Source organism: Yersinia enterocolitica, from assembly GCA_002082245.2.
Lineage (GTDB): Bacteria > Pseudomonadota > Gammaproteobacteria > Enterobacterales > Enterobacteriaceae > Yersinia > Yersinia enterocolitica_E.
In genome coordinates this window covers 1712932-1733493 of sequence record NBTC02000002.1, presented here as the reverse complement: position 1 = coordinate 1733493, position 20562 = coordinate 1712932, and the positions used below count along the sequence as shown (strand labels likewise).

Sequence of the window (20562 nt, the reverse complement as noted above, 5' to 3'; positions counted from 1 at the left end):
CGATGTACTGCGCTGGCTAAAAGACCCTCTGTGCTGGGCGCTGCTGCTGTTGACCGGTTTGGTTTTTGGTATGACCTCTCTACACGGTTTCTTTGCCGCGTTATTTCCTGATCTCGATCGGCCTGTCTACCTGCAAGATACATTCTGGTCACTGGTGGTTGCTCATGTCTTATTGGTGCTGGTTTCCAGTGTTATCGCTGTTTTGATAGGAGTGATTGCGGGTATTGCTGTGACACGTCCCATGGGGAAAGAGTTTCGCTCAGTGGTGGAAACCGTTGTTGCTATGGGGCAGACTTTTCCACCGGTGGCGGTGCTGGCTATTGCCGTACCGGTGATGGGATTTAGTGAAAAACCCGCCATTATCGCTTTGGTGCTTTATGGTTTATTGCCGATTTTACAAGGAACCATCACCGGTATCGAGTCTGTCTCCCGCGGCATTCATGAGGTGGCAGAAGGGGTGGGAATGAGTGCCAGGCAGATTTTGTGGCAGGTTGAATTGCCACTGGCAGCACCTATTATCGTTGCAGGTATCCGAACCTCGGTCATTATCAATATAGGTACTGCCGCAATAGCATCAACTGTTGGGACGAAAACCTTGGGTTCTCCGATCATTATCGGACTTAGCGGTTTTAATACGGCTTACGTTATCCAGGGGGCGGTTGTGGTCGCACTATTGGCTATTATTACGGATATGATTTTTGCTCGTTGGGCCAGGCGGCTGTCACGTTGGCGGGAATTACAATCTCTTCCGATAGACCGGCACGATTAATGTTTTGGCTGTTTTGCGCTCTGATTAGTAACAGGTGCCTATGCTAATTTCACTTCCTATGTATGGTGTCGAGCCGCAGGATGTTTTGCCTTTTTGGCGGTTATTATCGCAACAACTGCACCGTCATGGGGTTATAGGGGTAGATGGTGCTCCAGGGATAAGTGATCAACTCATCTGGCCTACTGATTTACTGCAACATTGGCGTGATCCTAATTTGCTGTTGAGCCAAACCTGCGGTTTTCCTCTAGTGACGTTATTGCAACAGCAGGTGCAATTGATTGGGGTATTTAGCTATCAATCACCTTACTGTTCGGGGGAATATTACCGTAGTTTGGTTGTGGTCCGTGCTGATGAAAAAGGCCAACAACTGGCAGATTTTCGCCATAGAATAGTTGCCTATAACAGTATGGATTCTCAGTCTGGATACAATGCACTACGTGCTTTAATTGCACCATTGGCGATCAATGGGCATTTTTTTTCTCACAGTTTGGCCTCTGGCGGGCATTATCATTCGATCTCGATGATCCAACAGCGACAGGCCGATATTGCCGCAATAGATTGTGTCAGTTTTGCACTATTACAGCGGGCCAATCCCTCAGCCGTTGCCGGATTAAAAATAATAGCGCAAACCGACGCGGCTCCTGGTCTGCCACTTATCACTTCATTGTCAACTTCAGCACAACAGCTTACCCAGATCCGCCAGGCTATTACGGCTACCGTTAATTCTCCTGAAGCCACGTCTGCCAAAGATAGGTTATTAATAAAATCATTTAGTGTTTTACCAATTTCGGCTTATGACGTAATTAGAAGGATGCAAGAAAAAGCGTTCTCTGCAGGAGTAATAACACTTTGATAAGACGTGTTATTAGTGTGAGTAAACAAGCCAAGCTCCTGCTGAAGCAATCGCTGAGATAAGCACTTTACTGTTCAGTACACGAGGCAGTCATTGCCCCGTGTATGGCTCAATAGAAAAACTAAGTGATATCAATTACAACAAGCCGCCACCTTCAACATCAATCACGCTACCGGTCATAAAACTGTTTTCCAGCAATAACACAAAGGCACCCGCAATATCAACCGGTTGGCCGACTCGACCGACAGGTAGTGAGGCTGCCATTTTTGTAAACATAGCCTGTCGCTGCTCATTACTCATACTATTATAAGCTTCAGTGGCGGTTACGCCTGGGCTGACTACATTGACCCGTCGTGGGGCCAGTTCTTTGGCTAACTGCTTACCGACTGCTTCCAATGCAGCATTAATAGCTGTTTTGATGAACTGGCCGCTGACAAACTTACGTGACAACAAACCTGACGTCAGGGTTATCGAACCCTGTTGGTGCAGATAAGGTAAAGCTGATTGTATCGCCCGCAGTGCTCCCCACAGTTTTACATCAAAATTTTCCTGAGCTTCGCTTAAAGAGGTGTCCGCCAAAGCGTGTGCTTGCACCGCAGGCCCGGCGGTAATAACCAAGTGATCAAAGGCTCCGATCTGTGCAAACAGACGCTTGAGTGATTCTGCATCAGTCATATCAGCAGATAAGCGGCACATAGCACTATCGTGATCGATAGATTGTGAGCCTGCCGAACGGCGCGAAACCAAGACGACTTTGGCACCTCGACTGATGGCGGCATAAGCCACGGCTGCGCCAATACCCCTGTTGCCCCCAAGAATAACCAGTTTTTGTTGATTGAGTGGAGAACTGAATTGATGCTGAGATAACGTTGTGATGTCCATAATGAGTCCTGTATTTAAATAAGAGTTTCACTCTTCATCTATAGTCATCTATTGAAAGTTGTCTAACAATCGACTAAAAAGACAATCACCTGTAAAGGAAATTTACTAATGATCTCATTTAGTGATCTGGATGTTTTTGTTCGAACGGTTGACTGCGGTAGTTTGTCTGAAGCTGCTCGTTGGCTCGATATCACACCCGCAGCAGCCAGTATTGCGGTAAAACGCCTGGAGTCTCAACTGGGTGTGCGTTTGTTGGTCCGCTCAACTCGCAGTTTGCGCCTAACAGAAGCAGGGGCCAGCTATCTTGATAGTGCACGTATTGCGTTAGGGGCATTAGTTGAGGGAGAACAGGCAATTCAGAAAAAAATGACGGGCTTATCTGGAGTATTACAACTTTCAGCCCCTTCAGACTTTGGCCGTAATTTATTAGTCGATTGGTTGAATGATTTCAAACAACAACATCCGCATATTCAATTGCATTTGTTACTCAACGACCGCCACGCTGATCTTTTCCGCGAACCGGTAGATATTGCTTTGCGTTTCGGGGTGCCTACCGATTCCAGCTTGGTGGCATTGCCCGTTCTAACTCAACATCGGCGTATGTTATGTGCCAGCCCTGCCTATCTTGCCCGTTACGGCGTGCCGCAGACACCAGCTCAATTGGCCGACCATCATTCGGCGTTATATCAGCGCAATGGTCGACTTTATAACCAATGGCGGTTAATGCGACAGGGGGAAGAACAAGAGGTAACGATGTCCGGTGAATACGTCAGTGATGATGGTGAGATAGCGCGACGTTGGGCACTGGCGGGGTTGGGTATTGCCAATAAGGCTGCTATTGATGTAGTCGATGATATCCGGTCAGGGCGTTTGGTTCAGGTATTGCCAAGCTGGCAGGGCGAAGTCTTACCCTTAAATCTATTGTGCCCCCACCGCTCGCAGGTGTCAGAGCGGGTCAGGGGTTTACAGACTTTTTTGCAACAACGATGCCGCGATTGGATGGGCGCTTACGGTGATTCCTGACCATTGTTGGATAAGCCCGCAGGGCCAATATCAGACAGTGGGGAGGATTCGGTCGTTTCAGTTTCATGTGGGGTGGTTGAACGAGTATAGATGTTCAACCCGGCGAGAAAAACGCCACCTAATGAACTCAGTGCCATTATCGCAATCAGGATAATGAGTGCTTTTCTTAGCATAATTTTTTCACTTTTTATCGAAACAGAGGGAATTATAATCTGTTCACTGAATGAAACAACCATGTTACATGGTTGATGCATCTATATTCTGGATAAAATAAACACGTCGGCCGTTGCAGCTTAACGAGGCTTAAACAGAAATTTCCCCAATGTGACCAATATTACCGCAGAAACAATCACCGCTAATGCACACCATTCAGTAGTTGATAAACTTTCACCGGCAAAGCCAATACCGAGCAACACCGCAACAACCGGGTTCACATAGGCATAACTGGTGGCGACCGCCGGGCGCACATTTTTTAGCAAGAACATATAAGCGCTAATGGCGAGCATTGAGCCGAAAACAATCAGGTAAAGTAACGAGAGAATGCCACCCATGGTCGGCATTTGTTCCAGTTGTTCACCACTTAGCGTACTGGCAAGTAACAACACCACACCTGCAACCAGCATCTGTGCGGCACCGGACATGGCACCACTGGGGAGCGCCAGCCGTGAAGCCCAGACCGAGCCAAATGCCCAACTGGCTGAGGCCAATAATATCAACATTGCCCCCACCGGATTACCTAATAAGTTGCTACCAGTATTGAGCAAGATGATACCTACCAACCCGAGAGCAATCCCAGACCATTCCAGTTTTGTGTTACGCATCCCCCATAACATACTGAAACACAAAGTGAATAGTGGAACAGTCGCCACCATGACGGCGGCAATCCCTGAGGGAACATGTTGATGTTCGGCGATGGTAACCAGCCCATTACCGATAGCCAATAATAAGATACCTATCGCACTGGCGCCCAGCCATTGGCGGAATGTGGGCAGGGCGTGACCACGAATGGCTAAAAAGCTGAACAGCAATACACCCGCAATCAGGTAACGTAAGCCAGCCATCATCAATGGGGGCCAGCTCTCTACCCCGATACGTATGACCAGGTAAGTCGAACCCCAAACGAAGTATAAAGTGAAAAGTGAACCAACCAGCAACCACAGATTACGGCTATTTTGCTTAAGCATAATTATTCAATAAAAAAGGGAGCGGTGAAACATCGAGGTATCAGTAAACATGAGAATAGCTGCCATTAGCAAAGGTTTTTATCATTTTTTTACGTTTTAATTTTTCGTCTGAAATTTACGCAAAAACAGTGAGTTATTCTTGAATATAATAACTGATGAGTTAATAAACAACTGATAGTTTCAGTGCTTCCCATGCAAGCTAAGGTTGCTTCAGGCATGATGCATAAAATCCGATGCTTATATTGTTAATTATCAGATAAGGTGAATTACTTATGACATCAACAGCTTTGCCAATCACTCGCCGGTTTGATTTTCGAACACTAAATCCGGTGCGGAGATACGCCGGGTTGATGGTGCTATTTATTTTGCTCGCAATCCCGTTTGCCGATGCAGCGCAGAGTAATTCGCTAAACAGTGACTATGCTTTTTTGTCTGCCAGTGAATTGCAGCATAACCAGCAGAGTATTGCGCAAAACCAGGCGCCAAAGGAGACCATACGGGCTTACCAGCAGTTATTACAGCAGGCGGATAAAGCGCTGCAACGGCCCGATCAAAGTGTCACAGACAAGAGTATTGTGCCGCCCAGTGGTTCGAAACATGATTATCTCAGTCTTAGTGCCTACTGGTGGCCTGATAGCCAAAAAAGTGATGGGTTACCTTGGATGCGCAAAGATGGGCAGATAAATCCGGCCAGTAAAAATGCGGATAGCGACGGGGTGCGTCTGGCTGATTTTACCGCTCAGGTACAGGCGTTGACGCTGGCCTGGTATTTTTCTGGCCAGCAGAAATATGCTGATAAAGCGATTAGCATGATTCGAACCTGGTTTATCAACCCGCAAACGCGCATGAACCCGAACCTCGATTATGCTCAGGGCGTGCCGGGTATTGCTGCGGGACGTAGCACTGGTATTTTGGATGGGCGCTACTTTGCCACTCGTATTGTCGATTCACTGATTATGTTGCGGCAGAATAAACGTTGGACGGCGCAAGATGAAAAGCAGATGCAACAGTGGATGACGGAATACTTACACTGGCTACAGCACAGCCCGGCAGGTAAAAAAGAGGCGGCGGCGCAGAATAATCACGGTAACTGGTACACAGTCCAGGTGGCTGGAATTGCCTGGTATTTGCAACAACCACAACGGGTTACCGAGATGGCTGAATTATTGAAAACCAAACTGGATACTCAACTCGCTGCGGAAGGCTCGCAACCCCTGGAATTGGCGCGGACCCGTTCTTTTCATTACAGTTATTTCAGTTTGCAGGCGGCGACGCTGATGGCGCAGTTGGCGGATAAAGTGCAAATCGACTTGTGGCGTTATCAAACACCGAATGGCAGTAGTTTGATTAAAGCGCTTGATTTTATGGCTCCCTATTCTGATGAACAGACAAAGTGGCCCCATCGCAGTCTTGATCACATGGGAGTGCGGTTGGTACCACTGATGGTTCAGGCAGATAAAGCGCTAGGCGAGAATCGCTATCAGCGGTGGATCAAACAAGCCGACTTTACTGTTATGCCGAGCAAGGAAGGGGCGAAGCGCAAAGGGGCGGTAACTGAAGCGCGGCGAGATATCTGGTTATTGGCCGTGACTACTCAGCAAAGTGAATAGTTAATTAGAGTATAAATAACAAAAAAAGCCGGGAGTTATCCCGGCGTAATAACAGGTAATAAATTCACAATGAAGCATTCAAACAGTAAATTAATGAGGGTCATACTAAGGCGAAAAATTTAGAACTGATAAACCAAACCGACCGCAACAACGTTGTCAGTATTAAGTTTCAGTTTATTATCATCACTCAACTGGTTAATTTTATAATCAACATAGGTGGACATGTTTTTATTGAAGTAATAAGACGCACCGATATCAACATATTTAACCAGATCAGTATCACCGATCCCTTCGATATCTTTCCCTTTAGATTGAACATACGCCAGCGATGGTTTCAAACCGAAATCAAATAAATATTGTGCCACTAATTCTACGTTTTGAGTTTTATTAGCAAAACCACTTACACCAGTTGACACATTATTAATGGTTGCCGTACCTGAGATAGGGGTCATATTACGGGTTTCAGCATAGGTTGCGGCCAAATAAACACCGTTGTCATCATATTTCAGACCCGTTGTCCAAGCATCAGCTTTATCGCCTTTACCAAAGTTGCCGTTCTTCTGCGCCGTAGTTCGGTTAGAAGAAGCATATGCAGCAGCCACGCTCACGCCAGCACCAATTTCATAACTGGAAGACAAACCGAAACCGTCGCCATTTTGTTTGGTGGCATCTGCGCGGTCGTTATTGCTATCGGCTTCGCTGCCGTTTTTGCCTTGGTATTGTAGCGAGAATTTCAGCCCATCAACCAGACCGAAGAAATCAGTGTTGCGATAAGTAGCCACACCGGTAGTACGACCGGTCATGAAGTTATCGGTTCTGGTGTAGCTGTCGTTACCGAACTCAGGCAACATATCGGTCCAGGCTGCCACGTCATATAACACACCGTAGTTACGGCCATAATCGATTGAACCTAATTTGCCGTAACGTAAACCAGCAAAAGCTAAACGTGTCTTATTGTCTTTTGTTTCCTGGCTTTCTGCGTAGTTAGCGGCAATGTTATATTCCCACTGGCCATAACCGGACAGTTGGTCAGTAATTTGGGTGGCACCTTTAAAACCAAAACGCACGTAAGATTTATCGCCGTCACTTTTATTATTATCAGAAAAGTAATGCAGTGCTTTGACTTTTCCATATAAATCAAGTTTATTACCGTCTTTGTTATAAATTTCTGCTGCATGTGACGTAGTGGCAACTAATAAAGCCGGTACCAGGATTGCCAGAAGATTACGTTTCATATTTTTGCCCTGTTTCTCTTATTTAAAAAGACGCGAGTAGAAGATTTTTTGCTGTATTCAATATCTATCTGAATTCGGCCAGCGCAGAATTTTTACCGCATCTGTGTGATATATTTATGACAAATCATAAATAACTGCGACATTGCGTAAATTTCATCACGCGGTGATTTGCCAGGTCAGAGGATTTCAGCTACTACGGCGGTGCTTTCGGGCTGACGCCAGCGTTGTGGTGTGGGACAATAGGGCAACACTCAGTTTAGATAAGATATGCATGGCGTTGTCCCCGGCAGTAAAAGAACAAATCAGTCAGTGGTATAAGGCTCTCCAGCAGCAGATCCCGGATTTTATCTCCCGGGCACCGCAGCGCCAGATGATCGCCGAAGTGGCGAAAACGCTGGCCGGTGATGCTGGCCGTCATTTGGCTATTGAGGCGCCGACCGGTGTTGGCAAAACGCTGTCTTATCTGATCCCTGGCATTGCAGTCAGCCGAGCAGAAAGCAAACCATTGGTGGTGAGCACCGCTAATGTGGCTTTACAGGATCAGATTTACAGTAAAGACTTGCCGCTATTGAAGAAAATTATTCCCGACCTTAAATTTACCGGTGCTTTCGGGCGTGGGCGATATGTGTGTCCACGTAATCTGGCGGCTATGTGTACGGATGTTTCTGGCCAAGGGGATTTATCGCTGTTTCTCGGCGATGAATTGGCCCCCGCCAATGGTGAGGAACAAGCAACTTGTCTGACGCTGTCTAAGCTACTGAGCAGCCATGTCTGGGACGGGCTGCGTGACCATCATCAGTTGGCGCTTAGTGATAGCCTGTGGACTAAATTGAGTACCGATAAGGCGAATTGCCTTGGGCGTAACTGCCATTATTATCGTGAGTGTCCGTTCTTTATTGCGCGCAAAGAAATCGAAAGTGCCGATGTTGTGGTCGCCAACCATGCATTAGTGATGGCTGCATTGGAAACTGAATCGGTGCTACCCAATCCGAAAGAATTACTGTTGGTATTGGATGAAGGCCACCATTTGCCTGATGTAGCGCGCGATGCGCTAGAAATTGAAGGTGAGATCACCGCGTTCTTTGCCAATATGCAGTTGGATATGATTGTGCGGCTGGTGGATCAATGCATGGTGCAATACCGGCCTAAAAATCCGCCTGGTTTAGCGAATCCAGAGCGCTTGAAAGACCATTGCGAGCAGTTGCGCGAGCTGATGTTGAGTGTGGAACAACAAGTCAGTCAGCTGCTTCCTGCCGATGCCAATCCGGCGGTGTACCGTTTTGAAATGGGTGAGTTACCGGGGAGTTTGACAGAAGATTGCGCCAAATTATTCAAACTGACCGATGCTTTGCGCGGTTTGGTCGAATTTGTACTGAACGATTTGAGTGAGCAAACCGGTAAGCACGATATTGTGCGTCTGCATCGCGCCATCCTGCAAATGAGCCGTACACTGGGTTATCTGGAGGCCATGAGCAAACTTTGGCGGCTTGCGGCAATGGAAAAAGCCTCGAATGCGCCGATATCCAAATGGGTAACCCGTGATTATCGCGAGAATCAAACGCACCTCTATTTCCACTGTGTTGGCATCCGTGTCAGTGACCAGCTAGATAAAATGTTATGGCGCAAAGTCCCCCATGTGATTGTGACTTCAGCGACATTACGTTCACTCAACAGCTTTGCCCGCTTGCAGGAGCTCAGTGGCCTGAGTGAGAAGGCTGGCGACCGGTTTGAAACACTGTCATCCCCGTTTAACCATATTGAACAGGGGAAGTTGATTATTCCCAAAATGCGCTTCGAGCCAACTATGGCCCATGAAGCTGAACATCTGGCTGAAATGGCGCAATTTTTCCGTGCGCAGCAGGCCAGTGGGCGGCATAAAGGAATGTTGATTTTGTTCAGTAGTCATCGGGCGATGCAAACCTTTCTCAGCCATGTGACCGATCTGCGTTTGATGCTGCTGGTGCAGGGGGACCAACCCCGTTACCGACTGGTGGAAGAGCACCGTAAGCGGGTCAATAACGGTACTGCCAGTGTATTGATTGGTCTGCAATCATTTGCTGAAGGGTTGGATTTGAAAGGTGAATTGTTGACCCAGGTTCATATTCACAAAATTTCGTTCCCACCGATTGATAGCCCGGTGATTCTCACTGAAGGGGAGTGGCTGAAGTCGTTAAAACGTTATCCGTTTGAAGTGCAAAGTTTGCCAAGTGCCTCGTTTAATCTGATCCAACAGGTTGGTCGTTTGATTCGTAGTAATCAATGCCACGGTGAGATCGTTATTTACGATCGGCGTTTATTGACTAAGGGTTATGGTTCACGATTGTTGGCGGCACTACCGGTCTTCCCAATTGAACAACCGGAGATGCCGGCGGAGGTGATTATGCCGGCTGCGGTAATAAAAGCCCCGGCGAAGGCGGCGGTAAAAAGAGGGCGGCGGAAACGGACTGTTTTATAAGTATGTTTTCTTTATTCATTAAAACGATATGTTTTCGCGAAGACCAAAACACTCGGTATTCTGTTGAGATAAAAGGCCGGCATCACCGGCCTTAACCTTTAGTTAAACAGTCGGAGTACGTGATCTAGAATTAACGAAGACAATGTAAAGTCTGGATCGGCGAAAGTAACCCCCTGAGCGCCCAAATGAGAGAACAAAGGCAATGTTAGTGCTGGTAGCACGCATAAAAGCAGCCCGTTAATACCACTGGCGATAAGTGCTCCACGGAACCCCCCCGTCGCATTGCCAAAAATAGCGGCTGCACCGCCGGTAATAAAACTGGCCATAATGCCTGGTACGATAATGGGCAATCCAATAAATGGGAAGATAAGGATACAAACCAGCTCGACGGAAAAACTCATCAAAAATCCGATTAGTGTCGCATTAGGTGCTTTGGTAAATAGCACCATAACATCAACGGCAGGTACAGAGCCTGGTGCAAATACTCGCGCGAAGCCTTTAAACGCAGGGACGATTTCAGCGGTAAATAAATTAACTCCAGCCTTAGCTAAATAGAGTCCGCATGTAAAAATAGCCGACTGCTCCAAGATGAAGATAATCACATTTTTATCAGCAGCACCGGCCCCATAAACCAATTTCATTGCATCTGTAATCTGCGGTTGTGTCGCAAAAATACAAGATATCAATAACAAAATTAACATGGTTAATAGTGTGGCAATATTGGGTTCGCGCAGGAAATCAAACTTATTACTGATTTTAATGTTTTCAGTATCAGAGTTTTTATTACCGAACCATTTCCCCATGTAAGATCCTATTACGTAAGAGGAAATTGCGGCATGGGAAATAGCATACTCATTTGAACCAATGATTTCACGACTGAATCGGCTAAGAATATAGGGTGATACGGCCATATAAAAACCAATAATAATTGTGGCGATAATAACTATTGGATAATGGCTGTAGCCCAGTTGCATAAGCACGGCAGTCAATGCAAAAGCCATAAATAAAACAAGGTGTAATGATAAATAGATAAATTTGAACCGGGTAAATCTTGCCAACAGAATGTTGAGTATCATAGAAAATAGCAGAATAAGTGCTGCTGTTGCACCAATTTTATCAATTGTTGCCGCCATGATAGCTTCATTACTGGGTACGACACCGACAATATTAAATGCACTGGAAAATAGTGTGCTGAATGCCGTAAGTACCTTCATTAAAATACTGCCACCGACTTTTATCATCGTAAACCCGATAAAAGAGAGGAAAGTACCGGTAATTAAACGAGAAACAGATGCTTTTTGAAAGAGTAAACCTAAAAATGCCACAATGGCAATTATTACTGCTGGCGTTTTTACTAAACTAAGCAATATATCCAACTTACCACCTCACCCCGAAGATATGCATATCGTAAAATATGTTTTTATTAACATTTTTATGACAAATGATGTTGTCACAAATAAAGTATCCCTTTAATGCTAAAAGTTATTCGAGCTGCGCATCACACATTTAAAACATAATTCCATTTTATATGGAATGCTATTTTAATTTTGTTTTTATTGTGTTCTGAATTTGTTGTGAAAATGCATATAAATACAGTGAAAACTGTTTTCATCTGAAATCTTTTTCTATGCGTATAAATCCAATGACTAAGATTATATAAGCCGCTGGTGAGCTGACTCTAACAAGTCATGCCTGGCAGTACCTCCGGTGTAAATTGCTGGTTATTGGTTAGCGGCAACGTTAACTGTTATCGACATGTTAGCAGGCAGGGGTAAAGCAGAATGAAACAGCTAATGGCAGAGTTTATTGGCACTTTCTGGCTGGTGTTAGGCGGGTGTGGTAGCGCAGTATTGGCTGCAATGTTCCCGGTGGCGGGTATTGGATTTTTGGGGGTGGCATTGGCGTTCGGGCTGACTGTCGTCACGATGGCGTATGCACTGGGGCATGTCTCAGGTGCGCATTTTAACCCAGCAGTGTCACTCGGTTTATGGGTGGGTGGGCGTTTCTCTGGCGCACAATTAGTGCCTTATATTGTAGCGCAAGTGCTGGGGGGGCTGGCCGGGGCCGCCATTTTGTATTTAATCGCCAGTGGCAAAGCCGGGTTTGATGTTAGTGCCGGGTTCGCCAGTAATGGTTTTGGTGTTCGCTCGCCGGGGGGATATAACTTACAAGCGGTACTGGTGGCTGAAGTGGTTCTTACCATGGGGTTTGTGATGGTTATCATGGGGGCGACCGATAAACCTTCTCATGCAATTGCAGCGCCGTTGGCTATTGGGCTATGTCTTACACTGATCCATTTGATCAGTATTCCAGTGGATAATACTTCGGTAAATCCTGCACGTAGTACCGCTGTGGCTATTTTTGCCGGTGGAATAGCATTGCAGCAGTTATGGGTATTCTGGCTGGCCCCGTTGGTAGGAGGAGCCTTAGGTGGCGCTATTTATCGGGTATTGTTTAGCCCACCGGAAGAGTTAAACAAACCACTGTAGTTTGCCTGTCACTGCCGCAAGTTGTTCTGGCAGTGGCGGGTTTCACCCGCTAGCCTACCATCAGTACGACTCATCTCTATTAGCCGCACAGTTCTAATTATTTCGGGTATCGATATCACTATTAGTGATAAAGTTTCAGCAATAAGTTACCTGATTTATGTGTAACCGCGACGGACAGGGGAAATGCCGCACCATGGATTACAGTAAAATTATTAAAGAGATTGGGCGCGGTAAGAATCATGCGCGTGATCTGGAAAAGCTTACCGCTTATGAACTGTATAAAGTCATGTTGGCAGGGCAGGTCCCTGAGTTGGAGCTAGGGGGGATCCTGATAGCCTTTCGTATTAAAGGTGAATCCGAACAGGAGATTCTGGGCTTTTATCAGGCGATGCAAGAACAGGTGATGCCACTACGCGCGCCAATGGATTATCCACTCCCCGTGGTGATCCCAAGTTATAATGGTGCACGCAAACAGGCTAATCTGACCCCGTTATTGGCATTATTACTTTCACGCCTAGGGTTACCGGTGGTGGTACACGGCGTGACTGAGGACAGCAGCCGGGTAACCAGTGCCGAGATTTTCCAGCAACTGAATATTCCGTGGTCACTTGATGCCGCTGAAGCCCAACAACGGCTTGATAGCGGGTTGCCGGTATTTATCCCTGTATCAGCATTATCGACTCAATTAGACCAACAATTACAGTTACGCTGGCGGATGGGGGTTAGAAATAGCAGTCACACATTGGCGAAACTGGCAACACCGTTTATTCACGATAATGCATTGCGTCTTGCCAGTGTTTCGCACCCAGAATATATGCAAAAAGTCGGCGGCTTCTTTCAGGCGATCGGCGCACCGGCACTGCTACAGCAAGGGACCGAAGGGGAGGTTTATGCTAACCCATCGCGTTGCCCACCAATTCATTACATCAATGGGGGGGAACAGCAAATTTTACTGGATCGCCAGTTAGAGCAGGGCGAACTGGTGTTACCCTCGTCGAAAGATGCCGCCATAACGGCCCGCTGGATTGAAGGTTGTTTGGCTGGTGAATGGCCTATTCCTGATGCTATCCAAAAACAGTTAGCATGTTGTCTGGTGGCAGTCGGGCGGGCTGATACCCTCGAGCATGCGCTGCAACAGATTGAGACTATGTGAGTTTTTGCGCGAGCAACGGGGTAAAGTGGTATCAGAGAGTGGCACTGAACTAAGCCCATTTATTCTGAGTAAATCGTGGTGATGACATCAAATGAAGTCGCCTACCGATAGGATTCGCTTTTATTTTGATGGCAATACCCACCACCCGTTCTGCGGCAATTTATGCTATCTTACGCGCCAGAAAATGCCGATCAGAGAGCCAGACGATGGAAAACAAAAAAATATTCCCCAAAGAAAAAAGCGGATTGCATCCCCGAAATCGTCATCGCTCACGCTATGATTTTGATGCTCTTTCAGTAAGTTGCCCGGAGTTAGTTCCTTTTCTGGCAGCTACCGCCTATGGTGATATTTCTATCGATTTTGCCGATCCTCTGGCGGTCAAAATGCTCAACAGGGCATTGCTGAAGCATTTCTACGGTATTGAATATTGGGATATTCCAGCTGACTTTTTATGCCCACCGATCCCAGGTCGTGCTGACTATGTGCACCATCTGGCCGATTTATTGGCCAGTTGTAATGACGGGGTTATCCCGCAGGGTAGAAATATTGCGCTGCTGGATATTGGCGTCGGTGCCAACTGTATTTATCCGATTATTGGTCAGCGGGAATACGGCTGGCGTTTTACCGGGACTGACATTGATCCGCAAGCACTCAGTGCGGCAAAAATGGTGGTGTCAATGAACCCGACGCTGAAAAACACCTTGCGACTTAAACAGCAAAAAGACTCACAAGCTATTTTCGACGGTATTCTGGCGGTGAATGAACGTTACGATGCCACACTATGTAATCCGCCGTTCCATGCCTCCGCAGAAGAGGCCGCAGCAACCACGCGTCGCAAGTTGCACAAACTGGGTAAAAGTGAAGTTGCCGCTAAACCAGTACAAAACTTTGGCGGGAAAAATAGCGAATTGTGGTGTGAAGGTGGAGAAGAAGGGTTCGTTAGTCGCATGGTGGCAGAGAGCGCAACTAAGGCGCAAAACTGTTTTTGGTTCACTTCATTGATCTCGAAGAAGACCACCTTACCGGCAATCTATCATGCCCTGCGCTATGCCAACGCCGTTGAGGTCCGCACCATTGATATGGCACAAGGGCAAAAAGTCAGCCGGTTTGTGGCATGGACGTTCCTGACGCCGGAGCAGCAGGCGGCGTGGAAAGTTGAACGTTGGTAATACCCTTCGTCCTTGACGCCGCAGGGGTGTTGGCTGCGCGCACTTACCCGAATCACTGACTTGAGTCAGCTCATCGGGGTGCGTTTACTGGCCGCCTACCTGCAACGTCAATGACTTTGGGTATGTCCTTCTTCGTCCTTGACGCCGCAGGGGTGTTGGCTGCGCGCACTTACCCGAATCACTGACTTGAGTCAGCTCATCGGGGTGCGTTTACTGGCCGCCTACCTGCAACGTCAATGACTTTGGGTATGTCCTTCTTCGTCCTTGACGCCGCACGGGTGTTGGCTGCGCGCACTTACCCCAATCACTGACTTGAGTCTGTAATATCTATGGGCAATATTCTATTATAGGGATATTGCTCTATTTCCCACGGTTTTATTTCCCTCTCATTGCACTAACAGCAAACCCCCATATTTTCGTCTATGCTAATTAAGATAAATCTTAGTCAGGCGCTATAGCTGACAAATCTTGCTTATATTGTGATGATTTTTTCTTTTTGATTTTATTAACTCAGCTACCTCATCGTCCAGGGTGAAGAATAAAACTTACACCTGCCCTCTTTCACGGGGCAGGGGTTTTATTGTGCAAATAGGTTGATAGCCACATGACTTATTTGCTGCTTAATCATTCGCCATAAGGACTCAATTTATGTTGTTCAATTTCAGCTCATCTCAGGCATCCCCTCGTGCCGAACTGACATCGATTGATAGTGCTGTCCCGATGATTATTTTCAAGCCAGATGGTACGGTAAAACACGCTAATACATTATTTTTACAAGTAATGGGATACCAACAGGATGAGGTGGTCGGCAAACATCATAAACTGTTCTGTGACCCACAATATGTACTCACTGATGCCTACCGCCGCCACTGGCAACTGCTCAATGAAGGGCGACCGATTACCGATAATATTAAGCGTATCCGCAAGGATGGCAGCATTGTTTGGTTGCAGGGAACCTATACATCGGTACTCGATAGTAGTGGAAATGTGATTGAAATTATTAAGCTCGCCAGTGATGTGACCGAGCGTATTTTGCAATCTCAGGAACACCAGAGTTTGCTAAAAGCACTTAACCGTTCAATGGGGATGATCACTTTCACACCACAAGGCATTATTTTGGATGCCAACGAGAATCTGCTGAAGGTTATTGGTTATACACTGGCAGATATTCAACATAAATCTCATCAGATACTCTGCACACCAGAATTTGCACATAGCGATGAATACTACCAGCACTGGCAGCGGTTAGCCCATGGTGAGTTTATTATTGGCCGTTTTGAGCGTCTTAATAGACATGGCAAACGGGTATGGCTGGAGGCCAGTTATAACCCGATTATGGATAACGAGGGACAAGTGATTAAAGTGGTGAAGATTGCTCAGGATATTACACAATTGATGTTGCAGCAGGAGCATGAGGAGAACCTGATCCGCGATGTGCACTATTTATCATTAACCACCGACCGTTCAGCGTCACAAGGGGCTGAGATTGTTCAACAGGCTGTTCGTGGTATGCAAGAGGTTGAGTCTATTGCACGCGAAACCTCTGATGTGGTCAGTGATTTGGGCCGCTGCTCACAAGAGATTGGTACCATGGTGGAAGCGATTCGTAAAATATCGTCTCAAACCAATCTATTAGCGATCAATGCCTCGATTGAAGCGGCTCATGCCGGTGAGCATGGCAAGGGTTTCTCGGTGGTGGCAAGTGAGGTCCGTTTATTGGCGGACCAGTCACGCAAGGCAGCGACTGAAATCGAGCAGATGACAAAGAGCATACAAAATGGGGTGATGGCGGCTATCAAGGGTATGGGGACTTGTGTCGAACAAGCGGGGGGCGGGGTGACGCTGACCCAAGATGCCGGTGAGGTTATTAATCAGGTCAATATTGGGATGCAGGATGTGGTGAAACTCATGACCGCATTTGCTCAGGTCAAGAATCAACAAGCGCCGGTATGATTGGCCTATCAGCATAAAAAAATCTGGCGGGGATCATCAAGATGCCCGCCAGAGGTATTTTAGGGTAATGTCAGCCTGCGCCTCAGGAAACGTGTTGGAGGAATTCCCGTAAACGTTCACTTGGCGGATTTGAGATAAGGCTATCCGGGTTGCCATCCTCAGCGACCCGACCTTTATCAATGAAGATAAGACGCGATGCCACTTTCTGGGCAAAACCCACTTCATGGGTGACGATGACCATGGTCATGCCTTCTTCGGCCAAGTCCTTCATTACCGTCAATACTTCGTGACGTAATTCTGGATCCAGTGCCGAGGTCGGCTCATCAAACAACATCAACTTGGGTTTTACCGCCAGCGCACGAGCGATAGCGACACGCTGCTGTTGGCCACCCGATAGCTCTGCGGGAAAATGATGTGCGCGTTCTGCCAATCCAACTTTGGTTAACAACTCCATAGCGAGTTTGTTGGCTGCTTCTTTAGAAGCACCACGAACGCGAATCGGACCAAAGGCGACGTTTTCCAAGGCCGTCAGGTGGGGGAACAGATAAAACTGTTGGAACACCATGCCAGCTTCCTGACGGATCAGGCGCTCATCGACTTTGGGGTCATTGACATTCAGACCATCGACAATCAACTCACCACTGGTGATAACTTCCAGCTTATTGATACAACGCAGCAGGGTGGACTTACCCGAGCCGGAAGGGCCAATAATAACCACCACTTCACCCTTGGTGATATTCAAATTGATGTCGTGAAGCACTTGGGTTTTACCAAAGTGTTTAGAGACGTTTTTGAATTCAATCATATTATTTTCAGCTTTCTTTCTAACCGGCGCAGAACGAAGCTCAGAGCCAAGGTGATAATCAGGTAGATCACCGCCACCGCACTCCATATCTCCATGGCGCGGAAGTTGCCGGCAATAATTTCCTGACCCTGACGAGTCAGTTCTGCTACGCCAATCACGATAAACAGTGAGGTGTCTTTAATACTGACGATCCACTGGTTACCGAGTGGTGGCAGCATACGGCGCAGAGCCAAAGGGGCTATTACGTAACGCAAGGTATCGCGTTTGGATAAGCCGAGAGCCAGACCGGCCTCGCGAAATCCATTGTGGATTGACAGCACCGCACCACGGGTAATTTCTGCGATGTAAGCCCCTGAGTTAATAATAATGGTCACAACGGCTGCTGAGAAAGGATCGATGCGCACCGGCATCATCATCGGCAACGCAAAGTAGATAAACATCACCTGCACCACAATCGGCGTGCCACGGATCAGTTCAATAAAGACTAATGCGATATTTCTGCTCAGCCAACCGCCATAAGCGCGGGCAAACCCTGCTATAACCCCAATAATCAGGCCGCCAAGCAACCCCAGGACCGAGATCCATAGGGTTAACTTGGCGCCTTCAAGCAGGATTGGGATGGCGGGCCAAATAGCGCTCCATTCAAACTGCATGGATATTCTCCTGGTCTAAAAACGGCAAAAATGAATTACTTAGGTTCTACGCCGAACCATTTTTTATAGATTGCAGCGTAAGTGCCGTCTTCTTTCAGAGATTTCAGAGCAACGTTAACTTTGTCACGCAGGTCACTGCCTTGTGGGAATGCAACACCATATTGCTGAGCTTTGATAGATTCACCCACCGCTTTGAACTGGCCATTGCCGGCAGTTTTGATGAAGTAAAGGATGTTTGGCGTGTCATGCAAAACGGCATCAGCGCGGCCAGTACCTAACTCCAAATAGGCGTTATCGATATTCGGGAATTGGCGCAGGTCTTTGGTTTTGATGTTGGCTTTAGCATAATCGACAGAACCGGTGCCGCTTTTTACTGCCAACACTTTACCTTTCAGATCAGCTTCGCCTTTGATGTCATTGTTGTCAGCTTTTACCATCACCAGCAGGCCGCTGTTGTAGTAGCCATCAGAGAAATCAACGGCTTTTTTACGTTCGTCGGTAATAGTGATACCGGCTAGTGCCAGATCCACGTTCTTGGTTTGCAGTGCTGGAATGATACCGCTGAAATCCATTGGTTTCAGGGTGTATTTCAAATCCAGTTTCTTCGCGATGGCATCCCACAAGTCGATATCAAAACCGACATATTTATCCCCTTGTTTGAATTCAAAAGGGACGAACGCGGTGTCGGTAGCAACGATCAATTCTTTTTCTGCGGCGTGAGAACTAACAGCAAAGGCCAGCGTAAGTGCGACCAATGAAACTTTGACAAGTGACTTCATAAGTGGGAGTTCCTTTGTACTTTTGTGGATGGAGATCCGTTTTTTATATTTCAGATAGCAATATGAAAAGATCGTGCCAGAAATGCAAGTTATTTAAAAATAACGAAATTATTCTAAGTGATTAGCATGCAATTACTTAGCTGACATTGTTTGCACCATCATGACTCACCAAAATAGTGCGTTAATATCATTTTGGTGCAACTAATCCATTATTTACTTATTATTAACTAGTTCGTTAATAATGTACAATCGATAATCAACATCAATGTAACAATATTGTTAACTATCTCCGATTTTTGTTCGATAATGGTGCAATAAGGGGGATGAAGGGGAGGGATTGCTATCTGAGTTGGCTATCTTTACTGCCACGGCGGTTATATCCGGCATGGCTGGCCTGATGCTTGTCTAATTGATTCTGGCAGTTCAGGCAATATTTTACCCCCGCCAGAACTTTACGCCGTGCTTCTGGAATGGCTTGACCACATTCAAGGCAATATAGCTCACTTTCACCACTGCCAAGCGCCTGTCTTGCGCGTTGTACCGCATCTTCAACGGTGGAGTCAATTTGATCTTGTACTGCGCCGTCGCCGGCCCATCCACTTGCCATATGACCTCCGTGCGTAGGGCCGGATAACCGGCCCTGTACCCATCTTCGCTAAAATTGCAGGTGTATTGGCTATTCTCATTACCCGGTCTATCTTCCTGCCATTTTACGATCTATTGGGTATCATACTGAGGATTACTCAATATTTGACTCGATAAACCACAGGAATTTATCCAGATCACGTGATGCGGCAGTAAACATATCAGCACTGTCTTCATCTTCTACTTCTGAAATTGCCTTACGAATATCATTAGCAACCACGGCGTAGCGATCTGCCAGCGCTTTAAGATGTTCTTGCACGCTATGGATATTGGTTGGGTAACTTTTCAGCGGTGTTTTATCATTAATGACTTGTGTGGTTCCGAGCGCGACACCACCGAGTTGTACCGCTCGTTCTGCGAAGGTATCTAGGTGATCAGTGAGGGCTGTGCGGAAGCCATCCAGCATTTCATGCACCGCGATAAAGTTGGCACCGCGCATATTCCAGTGAGCCTGTTTGGTCATCAGCGACAGATCAATAAACTGAATAACCATACGGTTTAATACTTTCACTGTGTCAACTTTGACATGTTCTTCAACATCGTTGCGAGTGTAGAGCAGTTCGGAAGATTTTGTTTTTACCAGTTTTGCTGTACTCATAATAGGTATCCCTTTATTGAGTTGATTACCAATTTCTTCACCGCAATAAGTATAACAAAGATATTTAAGTTTGTAGGGTAGATTCGGCCTATCAATTAAATAGTTGATAGTGGTGTTTATTTGTAAATGTAATTTATTGTTTCTTTTTAATAATATTATCATCGCGGTGTTTATGGCTAATTGAAAATAACTATTGCTGTGATTTGTATGGTTTTTATGAGGCCAATATCCATTTGGATGCTTTCAATAATATTTAATGCCACGGATGAGGCGAAGGTGTTATTAATTAATAGCTTGGCGAACATGA

At 46.5% G+C, this 20562-nt stretch carries 19 protein-coding genes; 9 read left to right on the top strand and 10 right to left on the bottom strand.

Annotated elements, in window-relative coordinates; genetic code table 11:
- Window positions 1-40: 40 nt before the first annotated feature.
- Together A6J66_009350 and A6J66_009345 are read left to right on the top strand one after the other, a co-directional pair.
- Window positions 41-769, top strand: coding sequence for an ABC transporter permease (locus tag A6J66_009350; protein ID PNM26961.1), 729 nt, complete (start codon window positions 41-43; stop codon window positions 767-769).
- A gap of 34 nt (window positions 770-803) precedes the next feature.
- A complete protein-coding gene (locus A6J66_009345) occupies window positions 804-1622 on the top strand; it encodes a phosphate ABC transporter substrate-binding protein (GenBank protein ID PNM24377.1) in 819 nt (272 codons plus the stop codon).
- A gap of 135 nt (window positions 1623-1757) precedes the next feature.
- On the opposite strand, the gene A6J66_009340 is transcribed toward A6J66_009345, so the two are convergent.
- Complete coding sequence (locus A6J66_009340) at window positions 1758-2504, bottom strand: KR domain-containing protein (GenBank protein ID PNM24376.1); 747 nt, start codon at window positions 2502-2504, stop codon at window positions 1758-1760.
- Between the two features lie 108 nt (window positions 2505-2612).
- On the opposite strand from A6J66_009340, the gene A6J66_009335 reads away from it, so the two are divergent.
- Window positions 2613-3527 (top strand): LysR family transcriptional regulator, encoded by a 915-nt coding sequence (locus A6J66_009335; protein ID PNM24375.1) that lies wholly within the window; start codon window positions 2613-2615, stop codon window positions 3525-3527.
- Here the strand turns inward: A6J66_009335 and A6J66_009330 are convergent.
- Entirely contained in the window at window positions 3512-3700 is a 189-nt protein-coding gene (locus A6J66_009330; GenBank protein ID PNM26960.1) for a hypothetical protein, read from the bottom strand. The genes A6J66_009335 and A6J66_009330 overlap by 16 nt on opposite strands.
- 120 nt (window positions 3701-3820) lie before the next feature.
- The gene (locus A6J66_009325; protein PNM24374.1) at window positions 3821-4711 is read right to left on the bottom strand and encodes a drug/metabolite exporter YedA; all 891 of its coding nucleotides are present in this window, start codon (window positions 4709-4711) and stop codon (window positions 3821-3823) included.
- A 272-nt stretch (window positions 4712-4983) separates the two neighbouring features.
- On the opposite strand from A6J66_009325, the gene A6J66_009320 reads away from it, so the two are divergent.
- A complete protein-coding gene (locus A6J66_009320) occupies window positions 4984-6321 on the top strand; it encodes an alginate lyase (GenBank protein PNM24373.1) in 1338 nt (445 codons plus the stop codon).
- Between the two features lie 119 nt (window positions 6322-6440).
- On the opposite strand, the gene A6J66_009315 is transcribed toward A6J66_009320, so the two are convergent.
- The gene (locus A6J66_009315; protein ID PNM24372.1) at window positions 6441-7556 is read right to left on the bottom strand and encodes a porin OmpC; all 1116 of its coding nucleotides are present in this window, start codon (window positions 7554-7556) and stop codon (window positions 6441-6443) included.
- Window positions 7557-7827: 271 nt separating this feature from the next.
- Here A6J66_009315 and A6J66_009310 point away from each other — a divergent pair, with 271 nt between their 5' ends.
- Complete coding sequence (locus tag A6J66_009310) at window positions 7828-10011, top strand: ATP-dependent DNA helicase DinG (GenBank protein ID PNM24371.1); 2184 nt, start codon at window positions 7828-7830, stop codon at window positions 10009-10011.
- 98 nt (window positions 10012-10109) lie between these two features.
- Here the strand turns inward: A6J66_009310 and A6J66_009305 are convergent, their stop codons facing one another.
- A complete protein-coding gene (locus A6J66_009305) occupies window positions 10110-11387 on the bottom strand; it encodes a hypothetical protein (GenBank protein PNM24370.1) in 1278 nt (425 codons plus the stop codon).
- Window positions 11388-11792: 405 nt separating this feature from the next.
- On the opposite strand from A6J66_009305, the gene A6J66_009300 reads away from it, so the two are divergent.
- The 4 genes from A6J66_009300 to A6J66_009285 all read left to right on the top strand — a co-directional run bounded on the left by A6J66_009300 (window position 11793) and on the right by A6J66_009285 (window position 16775).
- The gene (locus A6J66_009300) at window positions 11793-12500 is read left to right on the top strand and encodes an aquaporin Z (protein ID PNM24369.1); all 708 of its coding nucleotides are present in this window, start codon (window positions 11793-11795) and stop codon (window positions 12498-12500) included.
- A 193-nt stretch (window positions 12501-12693) separates the two neighbouring features.
- Window positions 12694-13653, top strand: a complete 960-nt coding sequence (locus A6J66_009295; protein PNM24368.1) for a DNA-binding protein YbiB — start codon at window positions 12694-12696, stop codon at window positions 13651-13653.
- 128 nt (window positions 13654-13781) lie between these two features.
- Complete coding sequence (locus A6J66_009290; GenBank protein ID PNM24367.1) at window positions 13782-14822, top strand: 23S rRNA (adenine(1618)-N(6))-methyltransferase RlmF; 1041 nt, start codon at window positions 13782-13784, stop codon at window positions 14820-14822.
- 720 nt (window positions 14823-15542) lie between these two features.
- On the top strand, window positions 15543-16775 hold the full coding sequence (locus A6J66_009285) for a PAS domain S-box protein (protein ID PNM26959.1): 1233 nt from the start codon (window positions 15543-15545) through the stop codon (window positions 16773-16775).
- Between the two features lie 82 nt (window positions 16776-16857).
- On the opposite strand, the gene glnQ is transcribed toward A6J66_009285, so the two are convergent.
- The 5 genes from glnQ to A6J66_009260 all read right to left on the bottom strand — a co-directional run bounded on the left by glnQ (window position 16858) and on the right by A6J66_009260 (window position 20255).
- Window positions 16858-17580, bottom strand: coding sequence for a glutamine ABC transporter ATP-binding protein (gene glnQ / locus A6J66_009280; GenBank protein PNM24366.1), 723 nt, complete (start codon window positions 17578-17580; stop codon window positions 16858-16860).
- Entirely contained in the window at window positions 17577-18233 is a 657-nt protein-coding gene (locus A6J66_009275) for a glutamine ABC transporter permease GlnP (GenBank protein PNM24365.1), read from the bottom strand. Before A6J66_009275 ends, glnQ begins: the two co-directional genes overlap by 4 nt.
- Window positions 18234-18268: 35 nt before the next feature.
- Complete coding sequence (locus A6J66_009270) at window positions 18269-19012, bottom strand: glutamine ABC transporter substrate-binding protein GlnH (protein ID PNM24364.1); 744 nt, start codon at window positions 19010-19012, stop codon at window positions 18269-18271.
- A gap of 340 nt (window positions 19013-19352) precedes the next feature.
- Window positions 19353-19619 carry a DksA/TraR family C4-type zinc finger protein gene (locus A6J66_009265; GenBank protein PNM24363.1) on the bottom strand — a complete coding sequence of 89 codons (267 nt, stop codon included), beginning with the start codon at window positions 19617-19619 and terminating at the stop codon, window positions 19353-19355.
- A gap of 132 nt (window positions 19620-19751) precedes the next feature.
- Complete coding sequence (locus tag A6J66_009260; protein ID PNM24362.1) at window positions 19752-20255, bottom strand: DNA starvation/stationary phase protection protein Dps; 504 nt, start codon at window positions 20253-20255, stop codon at window positions 19752-19754.
- Window positions 20256-20562 lie beyond the last annotated feature (307 nt).

What these genes read in the sequence shown, in the direction of transcription:
- A6J66_009340 (PNM24376.1), bottom strand. Translation starts at nt 2,504, where the DNA reads ATGGACATCACAACGTTATCTCAGCATCAATTCAGTTCTCCACTCAAT.
- A6J66_009335 (PNM24375.1), top strand. Translation starts at nt 2,613, where the DNA reads ATGATCTCATTTAGTGATCTGGATGTTTTTGTTCGAACGGTTGACTGC.
- A6J66_009330 (PNM26960.1), bottom strand. Translation starts at nt 3,700, where the DNA reads ATGCTAAGAAAAGCACTCATTATCCTGATTGCGATAATGGCACTGAGT.
- A6J66_009325 (PNM24374.1), bottom strand. Translation starts at nt 4,711, where the DNA reads ATGCTTAAGCAAAATAGCCGTAATCTGTGGTTGCTGGTTGGTTCACTT.
- A6J66_009320 (PNM24373.1), top strand. Translation starts at nt 4,984, where the DNA reads ATGACATCAACAGCTTTGCCAATCACTCGCCGGTTTGATTTTCGAACA.
- A6J66_009315 (PNM24372.1), bottom strand. Translation starts at nt 7,556, where the DNA reads ATGAAACGTAATCTTCTGGCAATCCTGGTACCGGCTTTATTAGTTGCC.
- A6J66_009310 (PNM24371.1), top strand. Translation starts at nt 7,828, where the DNA reads ATGGCGTTGTCCCCGGCAGTAAAAGAACAAATCAGTCAGTGGTATAAG.
- A6J66_009300 (PNM24369.1), top strand. Translation starts at nt 11,793, where the DNA reads ATGAAACAGCTAATGGCAGAGTTTATTGGCACTTTCTGGCTGGTGTTA.
- A6J66_009295 (PNM24368.1), top strand. Translation starts at nt 12,694, where the DNA reads ATGGATTACAGTAAAATTATTAAAGAGATTGGGCGCGGTAAGAATCAT.
- A6J66_009290 (PNM24367.1), top strand. Translation starts at nt 13,782, where the DNA reads ATGGCAATACCCACCACCCGTTCTGCGGCAATTTATGCTATCTTACGC.
- A6J66_009285 (PNM26959.1), top strand. Translation starts at nt 15,543, where the DNA reads ATGATTATTTTCAAGCCAGATGGTACGGTAAAACACGCTAATACATTA.
- glnQ (PNM24366.1), bottom strand. Translation starts at nt 17,580, where the DNA reads ATGATTGAATTCAAAAACGTCTCTAAACACTTTGGTAAAACCCAAGTG.
- A6J66_009275 (PNM24365.1), bottom strand. Translation starts at nt 18,233, where the DNA reads ATGCAGTTTGAATGGAGCGCTATTTGGCCCGCCATCCCAATCCTGCTT.
- A6J66_009270 (PNM24364.1), bottom strand. Translation starts at nt 19,012, where the DNA reads ATGAAGTCACTTGTCAAAGTTTCATTGGTCGCACTTACGCTGGCCTTT.
- A6J66_009265 (PNM24363.1), bottom strand. Translation starts at nt 19,619, where the DNA reads ATGGCAAGTGGATGGGCCGGCGACGGCGCAGTACAAGATCAAATTGAC.
- A6J66_009260 (PNM24362.1), bottom strand. Translation starts at nt 20,255, where the DNA reads ATGAGTACAGCAAAACTGGTAAAAACAAAATCTTCCGAACTGCTCTAC.